We start from the raw sequence: 22,742 nt of genomic DNA, 5'->3' as shown, positions 1-22,742 counted from the left end.
TTACACATAAATATTGAGAAAATTTCACTTACCCTAAATGAAAAGGTAATAGAAGTGTTTATAGAGAATTACTCGTAGATTCAATTTTTATCCCCCCATTTTGTGGGGAATGATTGCCTAGTGGTAATGGGATAAGGTTGAGCTACTTTATTAGGGGGAGTGGTTCTATGTTTAATAAAAAAATGGTGGCAATGGCAATGACTGTACCGTTAGTAATGGGGACGATTTCTACGGTTTCGGCATTGGAAAAACAACAGCAAGTAAAGTTAGAAGCTTATTCGCCACAGAAAAAAGCAACTGAATATTTAAAAGAAAATGCTGCGCAGTATGGATTGAAAACAGACCTTTCAGACTTGCAATATATTTCTACAACAGAAACGTCAGTAGCTTCATATGTTAGGTTCCAACAAGTTGTTAATGGTGCACCTGTATTTTCAAAACAAATTACAGTTACTCTTAATGGAGAGGGAAAGGGAGTACTCGCTGTTTCTGATTATCAGCCTGTTACAGGTGTGAAGGAAGTAACGACAAAAATTAGTGAAAAAGATGCAATACAAAAATCAATGGCGTATGTTGGAGAAGCAAGTGAGCAAAATTTATGGGCTCCTACAGATAAAGAGTTCGGATATATTGTTGAAGAAGGAATTGCTCGTCCAGTATATAAAGTTGTAGTCCATTCTAATAATCCATTTGGTGCATGGGAAACATTTATTGATGCAGAAAATGGAAAGTTAATTAAAAAGGTTGATATAAACCGAAAAGCTGAAGGATCAGGAAAAGTATTTTTACCTAACCCAGTCGTATCTAGCGGTAGTAAAGTAGGCTTAAAAGATAATAACGATGCAGATTCAACAGCTCTAACGAACCAACTGAAAACTGTTACGTTAAAAGGTTTAGATGGAACAGGATTTTTAATTGGAGAATATGTAACGATTTCTTCAAAAGCGAAAACAAAATCTACGAATTTACAATTTAACTATACACGCGCAAATGATAGCTTTGAAGATGTTATGTCGTACTATCATATCGACACATTGCAACGTTACATTCAAAGTCTAGGTTTTAAAAATATTAATAACCGTTCGATAAAAGTGAATGTTAATGGTACAACTGATGATAACTCATTCTATTCTCCATCAACAAAAGCTTTAACTTTCGGTACTGGCGGTGTTGATGATGCAGAAGATGCTGGTATTATCGCACATGAATATGGGCATTCGATTCAAGATAACCAAGTTCCTGGCTTTGGTAGTTCAGCAGAAGGCGGAGCGATGGGAGAAGGATTTGGCGACTTCTTAGGTGCTACATATGAAGATGCAGTATCGACTACAGGATACGGAAAAGCATGTGTTGGAGAATGGGATGCGACAGCTTATTCTAGTTCAGATCCAACATGCTTACGCAGATTAGATACGAATAAAGTATATCCGAAAGATATAACGAATGAAGTGCATGATGATGGTGAAATTTGGGCTCAAGGTCAATACGAAATGGCACAAGCTTTTGGCCGTGATGTAGCAACAAAAATCATTTTACAATCACACTGGTCATTAACACCAAACTCTAAATTCAGTGATGGAGCGAAAGCGATTAAGCAAGCGGATGCTCTTTTATATGGCGGACAACATGCTGCTGATATCGATCGCATTTGGGCAGCGAGAGGCATTAGTACGAATTAATATAAAAAGTCGTGGCATTTATAAGCCACGACTTTTTAATTTGCTTACGAACTGGTACTAGTAAATAAAGCTATATCAATGATAGTGTGAATATATCCGGATCCCATTTACTTTTTAGCTTCTTTAAAAACAAAATGCTCTTTAAATTTTCTAGATTCAACTTTTTGACCATTTCGCATCGATCGGAATGGGTGCTCTTGCCATGTAATAATAACATCAACTTCATCTGCTTTTGTAGCAACAGGTAAATTAGCGTGTTCAAATCCAGTTTTTCCACTTGCTAAACGACTTTCCTTTAGGGAAAAGAGTTCATATTTCGTTTTCTTATTTGGTTCGTTGCGGAATACTTCGACGTTTACGTTATATACCTCACTATTCCCAACATTCTTTACTGAAAAATGATATGTTTGAAATTCATCTTTTTTAGCTTGAAGCATATTCTTGTTTGTTTTTTTCGGTTTATCAATATTCACTTGCCATTGATCAGAGTTTTGAGAGATTGGTAAAGATTTTGGTGAATAGGCGTATGTTTCGTTTACTACAATTAGGCAAAACAATAGGAGAAAGAAACTAATTGCTTTTTGCATATACACACCTCGCTATAAAATTTTTTATTAATATGCGTAAATGAATTGGGTTTTATGTAAAAATTGGAAAAGCATTAGAGGTGTAATTTCGAATTTGATACATAAGAATATGTATTACAAAATTAACTTTTCACACTTTAGAAGAAGTTAGGAGTAAGAAAGTCAGAATGTTTCAAAAAAGGCTTGCATTTTATAAAGTGAGGAGTTAGAATACTCTGTAAATATAAAAAGTGATGATCAGGAAAAGTACATGATGCAAAGGTCTACAGAGAGCAGCCGGTTGCTGGGAAGGTTGCGATACCGCATGATGGAAAGACACCTGTGAGTGTTGCTTTGAACGTGATTATTAGTAAAAGCAAACGGTACCTACCGTTATCAGGGCTAAGATGGTCAGTATGACAATTTGGGTGGTACCGCGGAAAAAAATCCGTCCCTATTTATAGGGGCGGATTTTTGTATTCTTTGAAAGGGGGTGAGTGACCGTGGATGATGACGATGACAACAATAACGTAAATAAATATAAAATTACTGGAGGGAAAAATAATGGATTCAATAATGAAGCGTTCACTCACAAAAGAATGTACAAAGCAAAGTGGAAAGGTTGTATTACTTCAAGGATGGGTAAAAAAAATTCGGCACCTTGGAAATATTAGTTTTTTATTATTACGGGACAGAACAGGAGTAATTCAATGTGTATTAGAAAATGAATTGGCCGGATATAAAGTTGATGTAGAAAGTGTTGTTCATGTAATTGGTGAAATAGTCGAGACGTCGAAAACAGAATTGGGTGTTGAAGTACTTGCTCATGAAGTGAAAGTAATAAACGGTGCAGAACCACTTCTATTTGAAATAAATAAAAAGAAGTTACAAGTTGGCTTAGATCAACTACTTAATGAGCGGGTACTCTCATTAAGACATGAGCGAACCGCAGCGATTTTTAAAGTGAAATCTACACTCGTTCAGAGCTTTAGTGAATTTCTTATAGAGAACGATTTCACACGGATCTTTACGCCGAAAATTGTTTCGCAAGGGGCAGAAGGAGGAGCAAATGTTTTTAAGCTTCCATACTTCCAAAAAGAAGCTTATTTAGCACAATCACCACAGTTCTATAAGCAAATGATGGTGGCTGGGGGACTAGAACGTGTTTTTGAAATTGCACCTGTATATAGAGCGGAACATCATAATTCTTCCCGTCATTTGAATGAATATATATCGTTAGACGTAGAACTTGGTTTTATTCATGATTTTTATGAAGTGATGCAACTAGAAACGGATGTTTTACAATATATGTTTCAACAAGTAGCAAAAAAATGTGAAATAGAACTACAACTATTACAAATAGAAGTACCTGTTATTACTGAAATACCTAAAATTACATTGTTAGAAGCACAAGAAATTTTGAAAAGTAAGTATCGTAAAGAATCTCCTGTAGGGGATTTAGATACAGAAGGTGAAAAGTTACTAGGGAAATATGTAAAGGAAACATATAATAGTGAATTTGTTTTCATTACACATTATCCGAAAGAAGCGAGACCGATGTATACGATGCAAAATAAAGAGAATCCAGCTATTACTGATTCATTCGACTTATTATATAAAGGGCTAGAAATAACGTCAGGGGCACAGCGAATTCATAATTATGAAATGTTACTCGCTTCGTTTAAAGAAAAAGGATTACATCCAGAGAAATTTCAATCTTATTTAAATACATTCCGATACGGTTGTCCTCCGCATGGAGGTTTCGGAATTGGGTTAGAAAGGATTGTATATAAACTATTAGAATTAACAAATGTACGAGAGGCGAGTGCTTTTCCGAGAGATTGTACTCGTCTTATACCATAATATTAAAACCCTTCTATGAATATAGAAGGGTTTTGTATATTTAAACATAAGTTAAAGAGAAGAAAAATGTCTTTTTGTGTGAAAATATGTAAATTATATCGAGAACATTTTATAATAAATTGAGAAAAAGAAAATTCATAAGTTATAATGAAATGTGAATATAAAAAAAGTTCATATAATAATGTATGGAAGGGTATGAAACATGTTATATCAAACTCAAGCAACACAACAAACACCAGCTTATATAATCTATCTTCTTGATGTAAGCGCATCAATGAATCAAATGATGGATGTAGAGGGAGAAGAAAAAAGGAGAATTGACATTGTAACGGATGCTCTTTCTTTAGCGATTCGCCAAATGGTATTTCGTTCGACAAAAGGTAGTCGATTGCTTCCAAGATATAAGTTATCTATTTTAGCTTATAGCGATCAAGTTTTTGATCTTTTGGGTGGGGTGAAAACAATAGATGAGGTAGCAAGACTACGTCCACTAGAAAAAATTCAAACGCATCGCTTAACTGATACAGCAAAGGCTTTCTCTGTAGTGGAGAAGTTATTGCAAAAGGAATTACCGAATTTACAAGACGGGCCAGCTCCTGTTGTTTGTCATATGACAGATGGTGCTTCAACTGGCGAAGATCCAGAATTAATTGTGCGAAGAATTATGAATATGTCTGTACCTGATGGAAATGTACTAATTGAAAATATCTTTATTTCGGATGAAATTATGCAAGAACAAATTACTAGTATAAAGAAGTGGGAAGGGATTATGCCACATACAGAAATTACGGATGAATATGGTGCAAAGTTGCAACGACTTTCCTCTCCTATCCCTCAAAGTTATCGTGAGATGATGACTGAGTATGGTTTTCATATTGGGGATGGTGCAGTGATGATGTTTCCAGGTACAAATGCAGATTTAGTATCACTTGGATTTCAAATGTCTGCTGCAACGCCGGTTCGATAGGAGGGAGAAAAATAGTGAAGTATATCCTGTCGCAAGAAAAAGAAACAGTATTACAAGAGAAGAAAGGTGAACATTTTACATATCGATATAGTTACGTAAGAGCTAAAGAAACGCAAGACTTAAATGAGAGTGGACAAGATTTTCTTATATTTCAAGATAATGGGACTAGTGTTACCTTTGCATTATGTGATGGTGTAGGAATGTCTTTTCATGGTGAAATCGCTGCGAAATTTCTTGGTATGAAGTTAGTAAACTTGTTTGATACATGTCAAGAAAGTGGACTGGATATTGCTACATTATTAAATGAACAGTTAAATAATTGGATAGAAGAAGCTTCAGAGGAAGTGAGTGCATTTCGCTTGCCAGAAGAAACACCGTGGTTACTACTTGATGTTTTGGAAGAAAAGCGAACAAAAGGTAGTGAAACGATGTTTATTGGCGGGAAAATAGAACTCATTCCAAATCAAGATAAAGTACAAATAACGATAGTTACACATGGCGATTCATTTGTACAATTGTTTCAAGATAAGGAGAATTGTTCGAATATAATGAAGTTTAATAGAAATATAGAGAAAAGATGGTCTACACAGCGAGGCATTATTGGTGGGGAATTGGCGGTTTTTTCAAAGACATTATCTAGGCAAGAAGCTAATCGGATAGTTATTCACTCAGACGGACTTGTGCCGCTTATGCAGTATAATTTTGAGGAAGTGTTAAAAGAAATTGAGAGGGCACAGAACTCTCCGACAAGCGATGATATTTCATTTTTAGATGTTTCTTGGTAACAAACATGATGGAAAAAAGGTGAATAAATGTGGAAGAGATTATTGTGACATACATAAAACAGTCAAATGAAGAAATTGATATTGCAATTCCAAATGACGTAAAAGTGGTGCAAATTATTGAAGCGATTTTACATCATGAAAAAATAGATGAAGCATTAAGCGAGATCTATGAAATTAGAGTGGCAAAAGACAAAGAAGAGTGGCATTCTATTCGAAATGATGAAACGTTACGCGATAATGATGTGTGGGACGGACAATATGTAATGCTACATAAAAAAGGAGCAATTATCCCTTCTTTTGAAATGATGCCAGCAGAAGAAGTTTATAATGAACCTGTTAAACAAGATATGTCTTCTAGTGAAGAAGATTATGTATGGAAAATCATTGAGTAATAGTTTTTGGATAGGGAAGGAGAAATGTTTTGTGCAAAAATCACCGTATTTTCAACGCTCTCCGCGTGTGAAAGTAGATATACCAACAGGGAATGTTATTATTCATGATCCACCGAATATACCGGAGGAGCCGAAATTTTCAATTGAAACGATGATATTGCCAGCGGCGATGACAATTTTGACGCTAGTATTATACTTTGTGATGATGAAGGTTATGAAAATGAATTCAAGCTATATGCCTCTTATGATGGTTTCTAGTATTCCTATGTTAGGGTCATATATATTTACATCGATGGGGCATTTACGTAGAAAGAAAGAACATCGTCAAATGGTTGAACAATTACAAACAAGATACTTAGAGCAAATTCAAAAGCGTCGAGTGGAATTAGATACGTTAAAGGTTGAACAAGCAAAGTATTTAATTACACAAAATCCAAGTCCATTAAAAAGTGTGCAAAGAATTGAAAATCAAGAAAGTAACTTATGGGAGCGAACACCCGAAAGCCCAGATTTTTTAGATATTCGTATTGGAACGGGGGAAAGGCCATTCCTTGTAGAGTTGAAAGTGCCTGAGCAGAAAGGCTACGAAGAAAATCCATTAGTTACAGAAGCACAAAATGTCAAAAGGGATTTTACTACAATTCCTAATGGACATATTTCAATATCTTTGAAAAAAAATGATGTAATTGGTGTAGTTGGAAATAAAGAGGATAGGTTGAACTTTATTCGAATTGTAACGACGCAAATTATGACACATCATGCGCCAAATGAAGTGAAAATAGCAGCCTTTTATCATGAGAAGGAGAAAAAACAATGGGATTGGATGAGATGGCTTCCTCATGTATGGGATGAGCAGAGAAGTATGCGTTTTCTATCTGAAAATCAACAAGACGCTCAGAAATTAGCTGAAGCGTTGTTCACACCACTTAATATGCGTAGAATTTATAATTCCTCTGCACAGGCGGATGCGAAAATACCTTTAATTCCAATTTATGTCTTTTTCTTATCTGCGAGAGAGTTTTTAGAGGATGATCCTCTAATTCCAATGTTACTTAGAGAAGGGGAAAGTGTCGGAGCATCTACGTTTATATTTGCAGAACAGAGAGAACGATTGCCGATGGAATGTGATCTTGTTATTAGCTTAAATGGAGAAAATGGTGAGTTAGTAGAAACATTTTCAAGCTCAGCTGAAAATAGCGGGACAACGCGTGCTAGTTTTAAAGTAGACCGACTTTCATTCGAACGATGTGAATCAGGTGCGCGAAGTATTGCTCCTATTCGAATGAAAAGTTCTACAGCGGCTAACATACCGAAAGTATTAACTTTTTTAGATTTGTTTCAAGTGAAAAAAATGGAAGAGTTACAAGTGCTAGAGAGATGGGATAAAAATCGATATCCGACTTCATTGCCGGTTCCAATCGGTGTAAGAGAAGGAAGTAAACCTGTGTTTCTAAATATTCACGATAAAATTGAGAAGAAAGGACATGGTCCGCATGGTTTAATGGCTGGTACAACAGGTTCAGGGAAAAGTGAAGTGATTCAGTCTATTATAGCCGCATTAGCGGCTACCTATCATCCTCATGAGATGGCATTTATGCTTATCGATTATAAGGGTGGCGGAATGTCAAACACGTTTGCAGGATTACCACATATTATCGCATCTATTACAAACTTAGAAGATCCGAACTTAATTGAGCGTGCAAGAATATCATTAAAGGCGGAATTAGAGAGAAGACAAAAATTGTTTATTCAGGCTGGAAATGTTCAACATTTAGATGAATATTATGAAACAAGCTGGCGTGAAAAAGAACCTTTACCACATTTATTTATTGTCATTGATGAGTTTGCTCAAATGAAAAAGGAACAACCAGAATTTATGGACGAACTAATTAGTGTTGCTGCAATAGGAAGGACATTAGGAGTTCACTTATTATTAGCTACACAAAAACCTTCAGGGGTTGTAAATGATAAGATTTGGAGTAACTCACGTTTTCGAATTTGTTTACGTGTACAAGATGACGCCGATAGTCGTGAAATGTTAAAAATTCCAGATGCCTCTAAAATTAATGTACCGGGAAGAGGTTATTTACAGGTTGGAAGTAATGAAATATTGGAATTGTTCCAATCTGCATGGAGTGGAGCACCTTATAATCCAGATGAAGAGAAAGTTCTTGCTGTTGTTGATTTTACAGAAGTTAAGCTTTCGGGTGAAAGAATAAAAGTGAAAAAGCGCCCAAAACCAATGACAAATAGTCCAAAGCAATTACAAGCTTTTATTCAATATGTACAGAACGTATCCGAAAAAGAAAATATTACAGCGTTGCCAGGACCTTGGTTAGCACCTTTACCAGAGAAACTATTATTAAATCAATTCTATGAAATAGAGAATTGGAATGCGGATGTATGGAAGCAAAGAGAAGATAAATTGCAGTTAACGGTAGGACTAATCGACGATGTGGCAAATCAAGCGCAGTATCCTTTGAAATTAGATGTTCAAGAGGGGCATTTAAATATTTACGGTATGCCAGGTACAGGAAAAACGACTCTATTACAAACAATTATTATGTCTCTGGCATTGTCTCATACACCAGAGGAAGTAAACTTTTATGTAGTTGATTTTGGTCGCATGTTTTTAGACTTTAGAGATTTACCACATGTGGGTGGAATTGTACAAGAAGACGAAGTTGAAAAAATGAAACGGTTGTTTAGCTTTTTGAAGAAGGAAGTCACATATCGAAAAGAATGTTTTTCTGATAGGGGAGCAAAATCTTTCGCGATGTATAACCGAATGGTAGAAACAAAGATTCCAGCTATTGTCGTAATGATAGATGGTTATATTAGGTTCCGTAGTGAGTATGAGAAGGAAAATGAAATTTTAGAGCAATTATTACGTGAATCAAGTACGTACGGTATTTCTTTTCATTTATCACTCAACCAAACAACTGATATGTTTGACCGTGTTCGTAACAATATTCCGATGGCAATTTCGTTTGAATTACAAGATAGAACAGAATATTATAGTTTAGTTGGAAGACCAAACTTCCCATTAATTGATGTACCATCTGGACGTGGTTTAGCGAAAGGGCAGCCCCCAGAACTATTCCAAGCAGCATTGCCTTTCATTGGAGAAAATGAATTGGAATATTCTAAGCAATTAAAAACAATTATTCAAAAAATGAATGGAGCATGGACTGGAGAGAAAGCAAAATCAATTCCAATGGTTCCGAAACAGTTGTTTATTGAAGACATGCTAGAGCAATCAGAATCGTCACAAATTTGTGTAGGTATCGAAACAGAAGATATTCGCTTGCAAAACTTTTCATTGGAGGAAATGACAAATATTTTCATTGGAGGAAGAATTGAAGGTGGTAAGACATCTTTATTACAAACACTAATTTTTTCTCTTACCTATCAACATGCACCTGAAGAAATTGAATTATTCATGATTGATTTAAGTGAAAAAACAACGGGTATTTTGGCTCTTGGAGAATTACCACATGTTAAAAAGCGAATTACAGACGGAATGCAATTAAAAAAAATGTTAGATGAGCTGCTAGAAGTAATAAATAACAGAGAAGTGGTCATGCCGTCTTTAAATCCAAATGAAAAAATGAAATTTCCATATTCAAGGATTATTATTGTTATTGATGATATTGATCAAATGCTGGCGTTATTATCTACTGATTTTGATGCGAAAAATAAAATAGAGCAAATTGTTCAAAATGGAAGAAATAAAGGGATCCATTTTGTTGCAGCTGCTACAACTTCAAGTGTAACTAATTATTCACATGAAAAATGGTTTGCGGAAATCAGAAAACGAAGCTGTAGTTATTTATTAGGCACTACGCAAAATAATGATGTGTATTTCTTTAATATAAAGCTCAAGCATACGGAAATGGATCAAGAATTCCAGAGTGGGGAAGGATATTTTGTACGCAGGAAACCTATGAAAGTAAAATGTGCTTTTACACCACTACATTTACTACATGATTTAACAAAAAAGATTGCTAGAAAATGGTTAGAATCGACAGAAAAAATATAAAACTGGGGTAATTTGCAAAAAAATACTATTTTTTTGTAAACTAACCCTTTAAAAATAGTGTGAATATAGTTTATAATCTAATTGTTATGATATTAATAGATTGAAAGGGGAAAAGCAGAATGGCAGAAATTAAAATTACACCTGAACAACTTGATCAAATCGCTGGACGCTTTACAAACGCAGCAGCTGAAGCTCAACAACAAATCAATAACCTTGGAAATGAAATTCAGAGTTTAGAGGGACAATGGTCTGGGGCAACACAAGATAAGTTCAGAGCGAACTTTGAAAGTGCTAGACAAGAAATGCAAAAATACATTCCGATTCTAGAACATATTTCTACTGATTTGAAAAACATTGCTACTAACTTCCGTAACGCGGATAGCTCATATTAATAGCAGAACAATTGCAAAAGACCAGGAGCTATTGTTCCTGGTCTTTTCTTTAAAAATCGTCATATGAGAGCAAGGGGATAAAATGGGATTCAGGCCAGAAGTAGGAGAAAAAATTATTTTAAATAAAGATGCGTATCATTTTTCAAAGCATCCAGCAGTTATGGGAATTGATATGCCATATGGGCAAGAAGGTAGACAAGGAACGGTATATCAGCTACAACATGAAAATAGTGTAGAACGAATAGCATTAAAAGTTTTTAAGGAACGCTATCGTGATGAAAAACATCAATTAGTATTTTTGAAACCACTTTCTTCCTTAGCGGGTCTTAAAGTATGTTCACGCTACATTGTTACAAAAGAAGAACATACATCTGTAATTGAAAAGTCAGAAGATCTTGCGAATAGTATTGTGATGCCTTGGATTGAAGGGCCAACTTGGGCTGATATTTTACAAGAGCAACGAATGCTATCAAAGCAACAATGTTTTTTTATTGCAGAGGCATTTCTAACAACACTTAAGATAATGGAAGAAAATGAGATTGCTCATAATGACTTGTCATCTAGTAACGTACTAATACCTTTTCTAAGTGAAAATCCTATTGAAGGTCAACACCGTATTGAGCTTGTTGATGTTGAGCAAATGTATGGCCCAAAAACGAAAAGACCTTCATTATTGCCAGCAGGTTCAGCGGGTTACGCACCAAAGTATTTGACAAGTGGGGTATGGCAAAAAGAAGCCGATCGATTTGCTGGTGCTATATTATTAGGAGAAATATTAAGTTGGTGTAGTGAAGAAGTTCGAAATAAAAAATGGACTGATGCAAGTTACTTTAAAACGGAAGAAATGCAGACAGAATGTGAAAGATATGCATTACTTCAGCAAGTATTACATAATCAATGGAATGGGGAAATTGCACAGTTATTTAAGCAGGCATGGAATAGTAAAACTTTTGCAGAATGTCCAAGCTTTGCACAATGGCACGATGCATTTAATAGTGCAAGAGAGATAATAAAAATTGATACAGAAAAGCAGTCAGAACAAGAACAGTCTCTTTTTGTATCGAAATGTTTGGAAATTGCAAGATTATTAGAAGAGAGAGGATTTAAGCAAGCGGCATTATATGAATATAAAACAATTTTCAATTCACTTAATCCATCAACTGCTCTAAAACAAGAACTCGCATATATCATTCAAACAATAGAGAGTCAAGAGCCTGGAATAAACTCAAAAAAGGTGCTACAAAGTTATTTGGAACTAGCTACTGAATTGGAGAGAGAAAACAATGCAGAATTTGCTTGTTTCGTCTATTCACGAATCGTACAATTTCCAAACATTGATCATGCGTTAAAAAAGGAAATTGAAAGCATTATTGAGGAGATAAAAGAAGAACAAGAAACATCATTTACAGAAGCAGCAGCTACAATTACAGTTCCAAATAGCATTCTACAGAGCCGAAAACAAACAAAAAAACAAGTTGAATATGATATAGATGATGAAATTTTAAATGCAAAAGCATCGAATCAACCTCTTACATTAACGCATGAACAAAAAGAACCGTCTGTCTTTTCAAAATGGTGGAGCAAAAATAAAAAACGTATTTTGATCATTGGTTCAATTACAATTGTCGTTATAGGTGGTGCTACGGCGTATTACTTCTATACAACGAATGCTAAATATCAACACTTTATGGAACAAGCAAGGCAAGCCTATCATGATAAAAAATATAAACTTGCAGAAGAGGCTGTTGGTCATGCAATTGCAGTGAAAGGAAAAGACGAAGCGCATCTTCAATTAGCAACAATTTACGTTGCTGAAGGAAAGAATAAAATTGCAATCGACTATATTACCAAATTAATAAAGGATAGAGAAATTGATAAAGAAAATAATGAAGCTGCCTATTTATTAGCTTCAGCAAATTTCCGCATTGGAAAATATCAAGAAGCAGTTCCGAATTTCGAACAAGCATTAGCGAATAATGCAAAAGGAATTGAACCGTATAAAAAAGATGCAATGAGAGATTTAGCTGTAAGTCATATGAAGATGAAAGAATTTGAAAAGGCGGAAGACGTTATCGTCAAAATGAGCACGAAAACAAATGAAGATAAGGCGATTGTTTCGTATTTAAAAGGACAACTAGCTACGGCAACTGTGCAGTTAGACAAAGCTGAATCGTTCTTTAAAGAAGCTATTACACAAGATTCAAAGAACGCTATATATACAATTGAACTTTCAAACTTATATGTGCTTTGGAATAAAACAAATTTAATTGATAGTGCGAAAAAAGAGGCGAATTATCAACAAGCATCTCAAGTATTACAAGCTGCAATCCAAAAGGATATGAAAAATATAGAGTTACTAAATCAACTAGGAATTGTATATTATGAAGCTGGTCAATTTTACGAATCGCGAGATGGTGGAAAAAGTAATGCTGCGTATCAACAAGCATTAGAAGCTTATAATCGAGTTGTCAACAGTGGGACCCGAGATACAAATACACTTGTGAATATAGGGATTTTATACGATAAAGTGGGACAAGGAAATGAAGCCGAGAAATTTTTCGCAGAAGCATATTCGCAAAATGATGAAGATCCACATGTGAATTTTGCATTTGGGATGTTCAAAATTAAACAAAAAAAATATGAAGAAGCGAACCGCTTCTTAAGAAAAACAGTACAAGCAAATGAAAATGAAGCTGAAGTAAGAGCAGCACAAGAAAAACTAACAGAAATGAAAACAAACGGCTGGATTCAATAAAGATGGGAAAAGGGGAAAATGCATGGAAGAGAACAATAATAATTTAGGGAAAAAAGTTGCTATATCAGTAATGTCAGCAGCTTTACTTGGAACATCAGGATATCTTGTGTATGACAAAGGCTTTAGTACAGCAGGAAGAGAAACGGTAAAACTAGCAAGTAATACAGAAGAGAAAAAAGATGACCGTATTACAGGGAGTAATTTACAGTCTATGTTCCCAAATTTAGTTGCCGATCCTGCAAAAAAAGATGATAAACCTGGAGAAAAACCAAACATTAATTTAGCAGACTTAATCGGAAATAATAAATCACCGATTACACCAGTGACGTATAAGCCAGATGATGTGTCGGTGGAAAAGAAAGATCCACAGATTAAATTGTCAGACGCACCAATGCCACAAAAGCCGGAACTGCCAACTAATATGGGTGGTCCTGTGGTGGAGCCAGTTAAAAATAATGATAATGTTCAATTACCTACACCTACTGTAGAACCACCAAAAACTAATACCGGAACAGGAGGAACTGGAACAGGAGGAACTGGAACAGAAGGAACTGGAACAGGAGGAACTGGAACAGAAGGAACTGGAACAGGAGGAACTGGAACAGAAGGAACTGGAACAGGAGGAACTGGAACAGAAGGAACTGGAACAGGAGGAACTGGAACAGGAGGAACTGGAACAGGAGGAACTGGAACAGGAGGAACTGGAACAGGAGGAACTGGAACAGAAGGGACTGGAACAGGAGGAACTGGAACAGGAGGAACTGGAACAGAAAAACCAAAACCAGATCCAGAACCAACATACCCCACAATTACAGTATCACCAAAAACGGGTGATATTCTTGTAGAATGGTATACAGCAAATGGGGAGAAATCTAGTGCGGTGTTTTTTGGAGAGTTTTATAAGGCACAAAATCATTTGAAATTAATTGATGGTATGACAAATACAATGGCGGAACGTGATGATTTACAGCTTATTTCTCAGAGCTCCTCGACAGCCAAAGCCAATAAAGCAGCATTATTGTTAGCAGCACAGGATTCTGCTCAATTTGAAAAAGTAGCTAGTTCAAAATATGAGCAACTATTTTATATTCGAAATCAATTAACTTTATATCAAGATCCAGCGTTTAACGACCAAGAATTTGAACGCTTTAAAGAAAATAAGAAATATGTTATAGAAAAGTTGTCTAAAGACATTTTTAATGCGGCGCTTAGAGAAGAAGAACGAGATGTAAATGCAGCTTTAAGTAAATATTATTTATTAACTTCTGTATTACAAGGCGTTGATGAAGACTTACAAAAACAAGCTTACGATCGAGTGCAAGATATTTTTAATCAAATGCTTGAAAAAGAATTGAAACAAATGGTACAAGGGAAAGTTGATGTTCCAACTGTACCAGTTTTAAATCAAGGAAAAGAACAAAAGAAAAATGTAGAAGAAAAAGCAATGACTGAAAAGGAAGTACAACAATCAAAAGGTGAAGAAAAACAAGAGAATAAAGAAAATTCGAAGCCAGAAGAATCGAAAACAAATAAAGAAGATGTAAAACAAGAAGAAGCACAAACGAATAAAGAAAATGCAAAACAAGAAGAAGCACAAAATAATAAAGAAGATAAAAAGAATGAGGAACAAAAAGATAATAAAGATGGTACAAAGCAAGATGAAGTAAAAACACCTGGACAATGGGCGATTGAACAGGTAACAGCGTATATGAACGAAGCGAAGTGGAAAGAAGCAATTGTACTAGCAGATCAATACATTGATCAGACAAAAGGTGAAGAACAAAACACATTGCGGGATCAATTGAAAAATGCAATTGAGAACTTATTAACAAAATCAAAAGCAGAAGAGACATCTGCAGAAGTGGCATTACAAAATTATCACTTTATCTTAAATGTTAAAAATGTAGTTGTTGAGCAGAGAGAAAAGGCAAAATCGTTATCTTTACCTGAAATGTTAGAAGTAAAGGCAGATCAGGCATTAGTAGAGAAAGATTATTATAACGCTGTATTATATATGGCGAATTCTATTCGTAATGGAAATAAACATGCTCGTGCATTTGAAAAATTACAAACAAATACAAACTTCCTTTGGAATCAAACTATGGAGCAATGGAATAATTTAAAGGGGAATTCTGGATGGCAAAGTGAAGTTAAAAAATCTGTTCAACCATCCCTTGAATTAATTGTATATTTAAAAGATATTTCATCAGCTATAGTGGATGATGCAAGATTCAATGAGAAAATAAAGGAAGCAACGAAGAAATTAGAAGGTATTCAATTGTTGAATTTAGCAAGTTATGAAAATAGTAAGAGTGATGAAGCTAGTCAATTGAATGCATTATATTATTATGGACAAGCTTATGAACGTGGTATAGCTAATGCAGGAGATATGAGTAACATTTTTAATAAGTTATTAAATAAAGCACGTGGATTTGAAGTATCTGATCCTGCAAGAGCTATGAATTTATACCGATTAATGTATACAACGCCTGGTGCACAAGGACTTGGCTTCCAAGACGTAATTAGAAATTCTATTGATTACCTGAATGATTTCAATGTAGCAAGTCAATCGTTCGCGAAATATGGCAATAGCTCAAATGTGAAAGATATTGCAACTGCATTAGTTTATGCAAATACAGCTATTGAAAATGGATATACAAATGAACAAAGTAAAGCGAAAATAAGACAAATTGCAGAGACGATGGTTATTGTTGGGCAAAATGCATTAAAGGGAAATGATTTAAATACTGCATATCAGTGTTTCGAATTTGTAAGTCGTGCGGATTATAAACATGTTCCGCAGGACGTTCGAAGCCAAGCAAATGATGGGCTACAAGCGATAAAAAATGCTACTAAAAAATAAAGTAATAAAGTTCGCCATCTTACCCTAGGTAAGGTGGCGAACTTATTTCAAATAAGGAGTGAAAATTCATGAGTTTACTAGAAATTTGTCCATTAGATGAGGCGTTAGTGGAGGCTTTACAGAATGAAGAAAAAAGAGTTCGTTTTTATGAGATATTACAGAAATCAAATTTGTACGTTGTTGCTTCGGTAGAGGGCGATACAACTGTAGATGAAGAAGGAAATTTGATTTCAACTGAAAATACACAATTGCAAATTCATTATTTTGAAATGGAAGAAGGATTAATGTTACCACTGTATTCTGATTTGAAACATTTAGAAATGGTTATTCCAGAAGAATGTCCGTATGTCTCTATGAATGCAGTTGAATTATTAAAGACGATAGATTTAGAGGCAAATGTAATATTAAACCCAGGAACAAAATTTCAAAAATTATTTGTAAAGGAAGAAATTGAAGCGGTTTGTGATAACAGTATTTTTGATGTTTTTTCTAAAGGGAATAAGTAAAAATTGATGCAGTTCTATTTCTTTTTGGTATAAAATAGAGGAAGGTGGGAGAAGGTTTGGAGATTAAGGTCAAACCTGAACAACTCGAACAAATTGCCAAAAACATATCAGAGATGCAAACACACAGCCAGACGATACAACAAAATCTCAATCAATCTATGTTTAGTATTCAAATGCAATGGCAAGGAGCAACGAGTCAGCATTTTTATGGGGAATATATGAGATCAATGAGACTCATGGAATCTTACATACGTAACTTACAAGTTACAGAAAAAGAATTACGGCGTATCGCTCAAAAGTTTCGTCAAGCAGATGAAGAATATCAAAAGAAACAAAATGAAAAATTGAAAGAAACCCATAAAACAGAAAAGAAACATGAAAAATCATGGTGGGAAAAGGGAGTAGAAGGAGCAGCTGAATTCATTGGAGTAAATGATGCAATTCGTGCAGTTACCGGTAAAGACCCTATTACAGGGAAAGAATTATCATCAAAAGAAAGACTCATCGCCGCAGGATGGACACTCCTAAACTTTGTTCCTGTTGGAAAAGTGGCAAGTCTTGCTGGAAAAGGAATAAAGTATGTCGCTTCTAGCTTTGGGAAGACGATTGTAAAAGCAGGAAAAAGACTAGGCGAAGGCGTAACAATGGTAGCCGGAAAAGCTGGAAAAGCAGCTGTTGATGGCATAAAAACAGCCAGCCACAAAGTAACAGAAGGTGTAAACTTTGTAGCCTCGACAGCAAAAGGCTTTGCCGACAAAATCGGAAGTTTATGGAACAAAGGTACCACAACCGTAAAAACAACCTTCTTGCAGGGGAATGAAAAAATCCAGCACGCAGTAAAAACATTACTGGAGTACAAATGGATCCCAGGTTTGGGAAAAGCCTATGTCATGCCTGGAGTAGGAATGGTCCGAGAGATGGGACAGCATTCTCTGAAAGATGCTTATCAGTATATGAAAAGTGTTGGAGAGAAGGGTGTTAAGGGTACGGGTAATAGAGAGGCTGAAGTTCCACCTGCTTTTAGACAAACTGATTTTGCTAGTTCTTATGAAGCAAGGTATAATCAGACACCTTCACCAATTAATTCGAAGGTTGAATTTGAAGGAATCAGAGGAGAATCTTTAAGTACGCTTAAACCACCACCAGACCCTAAATTGAAACGTATATTAGATGAAGCTGGCATTAAAGGTATTCAATATAAAAACGGAGTTCCTGATTTTTCACCAGTATCAAAGGCTCAAATTGAAATTGACTATATGCTTGGAGGAAAAGGAAATTATGGTACAAAGGCTAGGACATACAATTTTGCTCAAGCAGACCAAAAGTTAGCAGATAAGCTAAATGACTCAGTTGAACTAGCTCGCCAATTTGGAATGGAACCTGGTGGGATTACCGCGAAAGACATAGACAAATATCGAACAAAAAATCAATTAACATGGCATGAAGTAAATGATGTGAAAATAATGCAACTTGTACCGACAGAGATAAATAAAAGATTTGGGCATCTTGGTGGAGTAGGTGAGATAAACGCAGGGGCGTTTGAGCCAGGAGGATTTGCTAAAAAATAAAAAGGAGAAGTAAGATGAAAATAAATGATGCGGTTTTTGGTGAGCTTGAATATGATTTTGTGTGGTCTAAGGATACTAGCATTAAATTTTTGGGAAATGAAGTCGAGATAGCACTAATAGTAAAAGGTGATGAGGATGGTAAGTTTGATGAAGAACAATATGTAGCATATACTTCACTCATGCAAAATTGGGAACAATTACAACAAAGCTTTTTGCAATCAATATTAGACTATTACAAACAAGAGCGTCAGGAACTAGGTTATGATATTGAAGTAAATGAAAACTATCCATTAGTTGAAACAACTAATGAAATATTAGAAATGATAAGTTTAGATGGGATTGTTGTTCCCTATGCAGGTATTTTTGACGGTCGGGATATTGGAATTACATTTAATTGTACATGGGATACAGAAAATGGGCTAGGGATTCGTTTGCTAAATGAAAAAGTAACTGAAGTAGGTTATCAAGACGTTGCAATTTAAAATAGGCTGTTAAAAAGTACATACTTCATGATGGTTGTACCATCATAGAGTGTTATGTGCAATGATAGAATAGAAAACGAGGTACGAGCTTAGGCGAGATGACATTTTACTGGGCGATGATGATAAACACATGGAATGTATATTAAACTAACGAACTCGTACAAACTCGTAAGTTTTAACGTAGTAGTTGTCACGACATATAAAAGGTGTCATACTGTTACAATAAAACTTACAAAATTAATGCTACTTAAAGCACTTGATTGTCGACTAAAGGCAATGAGTGCTTTTTTGTGTTTTAACGTGAAAGTTTAAAAGAGGATTATAATTTTATAAGTGTATTAATTGTTAAATTTTATAGATTGTAATGGCTATGTACAGTATACGACGATAGTAGAAGAAAAAATAAAGGGTTGTGTTATGTTTTGAAGTCATCGTAAAGTACGTTTTAACGGATGCATGTTACAAACAAGTTATCCGCAAAAAACGGGTAAACGTTACAGGGACTTTAATTGCTGTAACGAGAGGGAGTTTGATATGGAGGAGAAAGTTGTTGGTTATGTACGAGTTTCAACAGAAGGACAAGTACGTGAAGGGTACAGCTTGACGTATCAAGTAGAAGAAATTCAGCGGTACTGTAACGAGAATGAATTACAACTGCTTCACATATACGAAGATAAAGGAATCAGCGGAGCGACAGTAGATGAAGATGGATTAACAGTTGAACGTGAAGGTCTACAAGAGCTATTGTCGGATATTGCATATCATCAAGTGAGCAAAGTTATTGTACTAAATACATCTCGGTTATGGCGCTCTGATATGGCAAAAGTGTTAATACAACGAGAGCTAAAGAAATATGAGGTAGATGTGAAAGCAATTGAACAACCAAATTATAGTATATACACGCATGAACCAAATGACTTTTTAGTAAATGGTATGTTAGAGCTATTAGATCAATATTAACGTCTTGAGATTGCATTAAAGCTAAGTAGAGGCAGAAAGAAAAAAGCAGAACAAGGTGGATATGCGGGGGGCGGTGTGATGTTTGGTTATAGAGTAAAGAAAGGACAAAAAGTGTTAGAGGTAGATGCGGAGAAAGCGATAGTTGTACGTAGACTATTTGAATTAAGACACTTTTTTAAACATTGGTCGCTAACTCAATTGGCAGAACGACTAAATAGGGAAGGGTATTGTACTGAGAAAGGAAAGTTGTTTACGAAAGTGCAAGTGAAACGTATGTTAGACCGAGAAAACTTTTATCGAGGGGTATATACATACGGGCAAATACAAACAATTGGGAAACATCCAGCAATTATTTTATAAACTCACTTAAAAAATTAGCTCATTTTACTATACATACTACTAGAGTTATGAAAAATGGATAGGCTTGCGTACCTATGCGCATCGGAAGATGAACGCTCGAACTAAGGTTGCCGACATTTTTATATATGACTAAATCATTGAATAGAGGGATGAGTTATGCATAATAGACAGAACTATTTGTATGTAGGAGTAGATTTACATAAGGAGCATCATACGGCTGTTATTATTAATTGTTGGCAAGAGAAACTAGGAGAAATACAATTTGAGAATAAACCATCTGCATTTTCGAAGTTTTTATTAGAAGTAGAGACATATGTGAGTGCTGGGGTATCAGTTGTATTTGGTTTAGAGGATGTTGGTGGTTATGGAAGAGCGTTAGCGAAATATTTAGTAGATCATGAACAAGTAGTGAAAGAAGTAAATCCAGCTTTATCATTTTTAGAGCGAAAAAGCCATGTGACGACACAAAAAAGTGATAGTTGGGATGCGGAATGCGTAGCCCGTATACTAATAAATAAGTTAAATCAATTACCAGATGCAAAGCCAAACGATTTATTTTGGTCGATACAACAACTAGTTTCAAGAAGGAATGCATTAGTAAAAGCACAAAGTGCATTAAAGAACCAACTACATATTCAATTAAACCATCATTATCCAAGCTATAAAAAGTTTTTCTCAGAGTTAGATGGAAAAACAGCATTAGCATTTTGGCAGCAATATCCGTCACCCTCTTGTTTAGAGGGGGCTAATATAAAGCAATTAACAGCTTTTTTATTAGATGTTAGCAACAATATATGTTCAGTAAAGAAAGCAAGCGACATATTAAAACTTGTAAAAGAAGATGGACATACAATGAAGGAATATCAAGACACACGAGACTTTTTAGTAAGAAGTATTGTACGGGAGATTGAGTTTAAAAAGAAAGAAATGAAATACATCGAAAGAGAATTAAAACAGCTAGTAAATCTACTAGATTATCAATTAGAGACGATGCCGGGAATAGAACTTGTGACGGCATCAGCATTAATAGCTGAGATAGGAGATATAAGACGATTTCTAAATGCCAATAAATTAGCACGATTTGCGGGGATTGCGCCTGTTTACTTTGGTTCTGGTGGGAAAGGTAAGACACATAAAAGCAAACAAGGAAACAGGGCGCTACATGCTTTATTTTATAATTTAGCAGTACAGCAAGTGCAAGTAGCAAAAGGAAGTAAGAAGCCACGGAATCCAGTGTTTCATGCGTACTACCAAAAGAAATTAAAAGAAGGAAAAACAAAAGGACAAGCATTGGTATGTATTATGAGAAGGCTTGTAAACATTGTATATGGCATGATGAAATATAAAATAGCTTATGAGTTGCCGGTAGTGGAAGAAAAAGAAGTAGTTTAATAAGGTTTACATGGTTTGTTTTTTTGTTGTGAGGGTTTAAGATTACAACATAGGGTACGGGTGAAGTCAAGCATTTAGATGATATACCTAGGATAAAAGAAATTGAAGTGAAATTTAACTACAAAACAAAATTCGATTCAGAAGAATTTGCAAGACAGTTAAAGGATCAAGAAAAAGGTATGAATGAATTAACCGTACATGAATACCGGGAAAATCGAAATCGATTTATTGATAAAGGTAGGGCAATAGAAGGAAATGCATACCAGCAGGCAGCAAGAGAAAGAGCATTAAGAGATAAAATTGATGAGTTATTTGAACAAGGATTAACACTTAAAGAAGCAAAGACGCAAGCGAATGAATGGATGAAAACTCAAGCAGCACTTCATAATCCAGATCAGGTTGCGGGTGGAAGACCTGAAATAATAGGAGGGATGGGAGATAAGAGGGTTAATTTCTCTATAGGTAGTCAATGGCGGACTAGAATCAAAATTGTTGATAAACAAATCGAGGAAATAGCAAAAAACATGACATCAGAACAACTAAAAAATACTTATTTGAATGTCAAGTTAACACATTAAAGGAGGAAAAAAATTGCATAAATTAAAAATAATGAAGGAATTTAAACTGGAACAAAAAGTCCCTGAAAGTATAATTGAAAAATATTCTAATACACTTCCTGAATCATTAACTGATATTTGGAAAGAGTATGGATTTGGAACGACCTTGAATGGATTTCTTAGGTTAATTAATCCTGAAGATTATTTTGAAATTGTCAAAGAAACATATATTAGACACCAAAATACAATACCATTATTTACAACAAGTATGGGGGATATCCTTTTGCTTGAGAAATATGGTGATAAATCATATATTATTCAATTAAATTATCGTAAGGGGAAATCAAAAGTCATTGCTTCTAAATTTGAGCTATTTTTAAGGTTTCTTGAGGAAGAAGAATATTTAGAAGAAGACATGGAATGGAATCCTTATTCAGTAGCTATCCAAAATTACGGAATACCAACTTATAATGAGTGTTTTGGTTATGTTCCTCTTCTTGGATTAGGAGGGGCAGAAAAAGTAGAGAATCTGCAAAAAGTTAAATTGATTGAGCATATTTATTTAATTACTCAGTTTATGGGACCGATTGAATAAATAGAAAGAATAAATCAT

The 22,742-nt window shown here is 35.0% G+C and carries 16 protein-coding genes, 1 pseudogene and 1 other annotated feature; of the genes and pseudogenes, 16 read left to right on the top strand and 1 reads right to left on the bottom strand.

From position 1 onward, the window contains the following. Nucleotides 1–167: 167 nt before the first annotated feature. Nucleotides 168–1,679, top strand: a complete 1,512-nt coding sequence (locus tag OXT04_RS10370; RefSeq protein ID WP_000482274.1) for a M36 family metallopeptidase — start codon at nucleotides 168–170, stop codon at nucleotides 1,677–1,679. 107 nt (nucleotides 1,680–1,786) lie between these two features. Here the strand turns inward: OXT04_RS10370 and OXT04_RS10365 are convergent, their stop codons facing one another. Further along, nucleotides 1,787–2,266, bottom strand: coding sequence for a hypothetical protein (locus OXT04_RS10365; RefSeq protein ID WP_001167912.1), 480 nt, complete (start codon nucleotides 2,264–2,266; stop codon nucleotides 1,787–1,789). 224 nt (nucleotides 2,267–2,490) lie between these two features. Continuing rightward, nucleotides 2,491–2,704, top strand: a binding site (T-box leader). Between the two features lie 105 nt (nucleotides 2,705–2,809). Between OXT04_RS10365 and aspS the strand changes: the two genes are divergently transcribed. The 15 genes and pseudogenes from aspS (at nucleotide 2,810) to OXT04_RS10290 (ending at nucleotide 22,724) form a co-directional block, all read left to right on the top strand. Then, complete coding sequence (gene aspS / locus OXT04_RS10360; RefSeq protein WP_090976423.1) at nucleotides 2,810–4,108, top strand: aspartate--tRNA(Asn) ligase; 1,299 nt, start codon at nucleotides 2,810–2,812, stop codon at nucleotides 4,106–4,108. Nucleotides 4,109–4,310: 202 nt separating this feature from the next. Then, nucleotides 4,311–5,075, top strand: a complete 765-nt coding sequence (locus tag OXT04_RS10355) for a vWA domain-containing protein (RefSeq protein ID WP_000966848.1) — start codon at nucleotides 4,311–4,313, stop codon at nucleotides 5,073–5,075. 11 nt (nucleotides 5,076–5,086) lie between these two features. Further along, nucleotides 5,087–5,860: a hypothetical protein gene (locus OXT04_RS10350; RefSeq protein ID WP_065228769.1), complete on the top strand. Its 774-nt coding sequence runs from the start codon at nucleotides 5,087–5,089 to the stop codon at nucleotides 5,858–5,860. A 29-nt stretch (nucleotides 5,861–5,889) separates the two neighbouring features. Then, nucleotides 5,890–6,252 carry a ubiquitin family protein gene (locus OXT04_RS10345; RefSeq protein WP_000391139.1) on the top strand — a complete coding sequence of 121 codons (363 nt, stop codon included), beginning with the start codon at nucleotides 5,890–5,892 and terminating at the stop codon, nucleotides 6,250–6,252. 31 nt (nucleotides 6,253–6,283) lie between these two features. Continuing rightward, the gene (essC, locus tag OXT04_RS10340) at nucleotides 6,284–10,294 is read left to right on the top strand and encodes a type VII secretion protein EssC (RefSeq protein ID WP_267414301.1); all 4,011 of its coding nucleotides are present in this window, start codon (nucleotides 6,284–6,286) and stop codon (nucleotides 10,292–10,294) included. A gap of 119 nt (nucleotides 10,295–10,413) precedes the next feature. Continuing rightward, entirely contained in the window at nucleotides 10,414–10,686 is a 273-nt protein-coding gene (locus OXT04_RS10335) for a WXG100 family type VII secretion target (protein WP_000807833.1), read from the top strand. Between the two features lie 82 nt (nucleotides 10,687–10,768). Then, complete coding sequence (locus OXT04_RS10330; protein ID WP_097821799.1) at nucleotides 10,769–13,441, top strand: tetratricopeptide repeat protein; 2,673 nt, start codon at nucleotides 10,769–10,771, stop codon at nucleotides 13,439–13,441. Between the two features lie 22 nt (nucleotides 13,442–13,463). Beyond that, nucleotides 13,464–16,304: a hypothetical protein gene (locus OXT04_RS10325; protein ID WP_267414296.1), complete on the top strand. Its 2,841-nt coding sequence runs from the start codon at nucleotides 13,464–13,466 to the stop codon at nucleotides 16,302–16,304. 68 nt (nucleotides 16,305–16,372) lie between these two features. Then, the gene (locus tag OXT04_RS10320) at nucleotides 16,373–16,810 is read left to right on the top strand and encodes an SseB family protein (protein ID WP_061660129.1); all 438 of its coding nucleotides are present in this window, start codon (nucleotides 16,373–16,375) and stop codon (nucleotides 16,808–16,810) included. Nucleotides 16,811–16,866: 56 nt separating this feature from the next. Next, a complete protein-coding gene (locus OXT04_RS10315; protein ID WP_267414293.1) occupies nucleotides 16,867–18,378 on the top strand; it encodes a WXG100 family type VII secretion target in 1,512 nt (503 codons plus the stop codon). A 14-nt stretch (nucleotides 18,379–18,392) separates the two neighbouring features. Continuing rightward, the gene (locus OXT04_RS10310) at nucleotides 18,393–18,860 is read left to right on the top strand and encodes a DUF2004 domain-containing protein (protein WP_000700048.1); all 468 of its coding nucleotides are present in this window, start codon (nucleotides 18,393–18,395) and stop codon (nucleotides 18,858–18,860) included. Between the two features lie 534 nt (nucleotides 18,861–19,394). Continuing rightward, a pseudogene (locus OXT04_RS10305) lies at nucleotides 19,395–20,180 on the top strand (recombinase family protein). 156 nt (nucleotides 20,181–20,336) lie between these two features. Continuing rightward, nucleotides 20,337–21,572 (top strand): IS110 family RNA-guided transposase, encoded by a 1,236-nt coding sequence (locus OXT04_RS10300; RefSeq protein ID WP_097822701.1) that lies wholly within the window; start codon nucleotides 20,337–20,339, stop codon nucleotides 21,570–21,572. 107 nt (nucleotides 21,573–21,679) lie between these two features. Next, nucleotides 21,680–22,150, top strand: a complete 471-nt coding sequence (locus OXT04_RS10295) for a polymorphic toxin type 15 domain-containing protein (protein ID WP_000671527.1) — start codon at nucleotides 21,680–21,682, stop codon at nucleotides 22,148–22,150. Between the two features lie 31 nt (nucleotides 22,151–22,181). Further along, a complete protein-coding gene (locus tag OXT04_RS10290; RefSeq protein WP_029948785.1) occupies nucleotides 22,182–22,724 on the top strand; it encodes a T6SS immunity protein Tdi1 domain-containing protein in 543 nt (180 codons plus the stop codon). Nucleotides 22,725–22,742 lie beyond the last annotated feature (18 nt).

Source organism: Bacillus sp. GC_Bacil_1, assembly GCF_026540675.1.
Taxonomy (GTDB): Bacteria; Bacillota; Bacilli; order Bacillales; family Bacillaceae_G; genus Bacillus_A; species Bacillus_A cereus.
The sequence above is the reverse complement of the archived record's forward strand: the minus strand, read 5'-3'. Positions and strand labels throughout refer to the sequence as shown.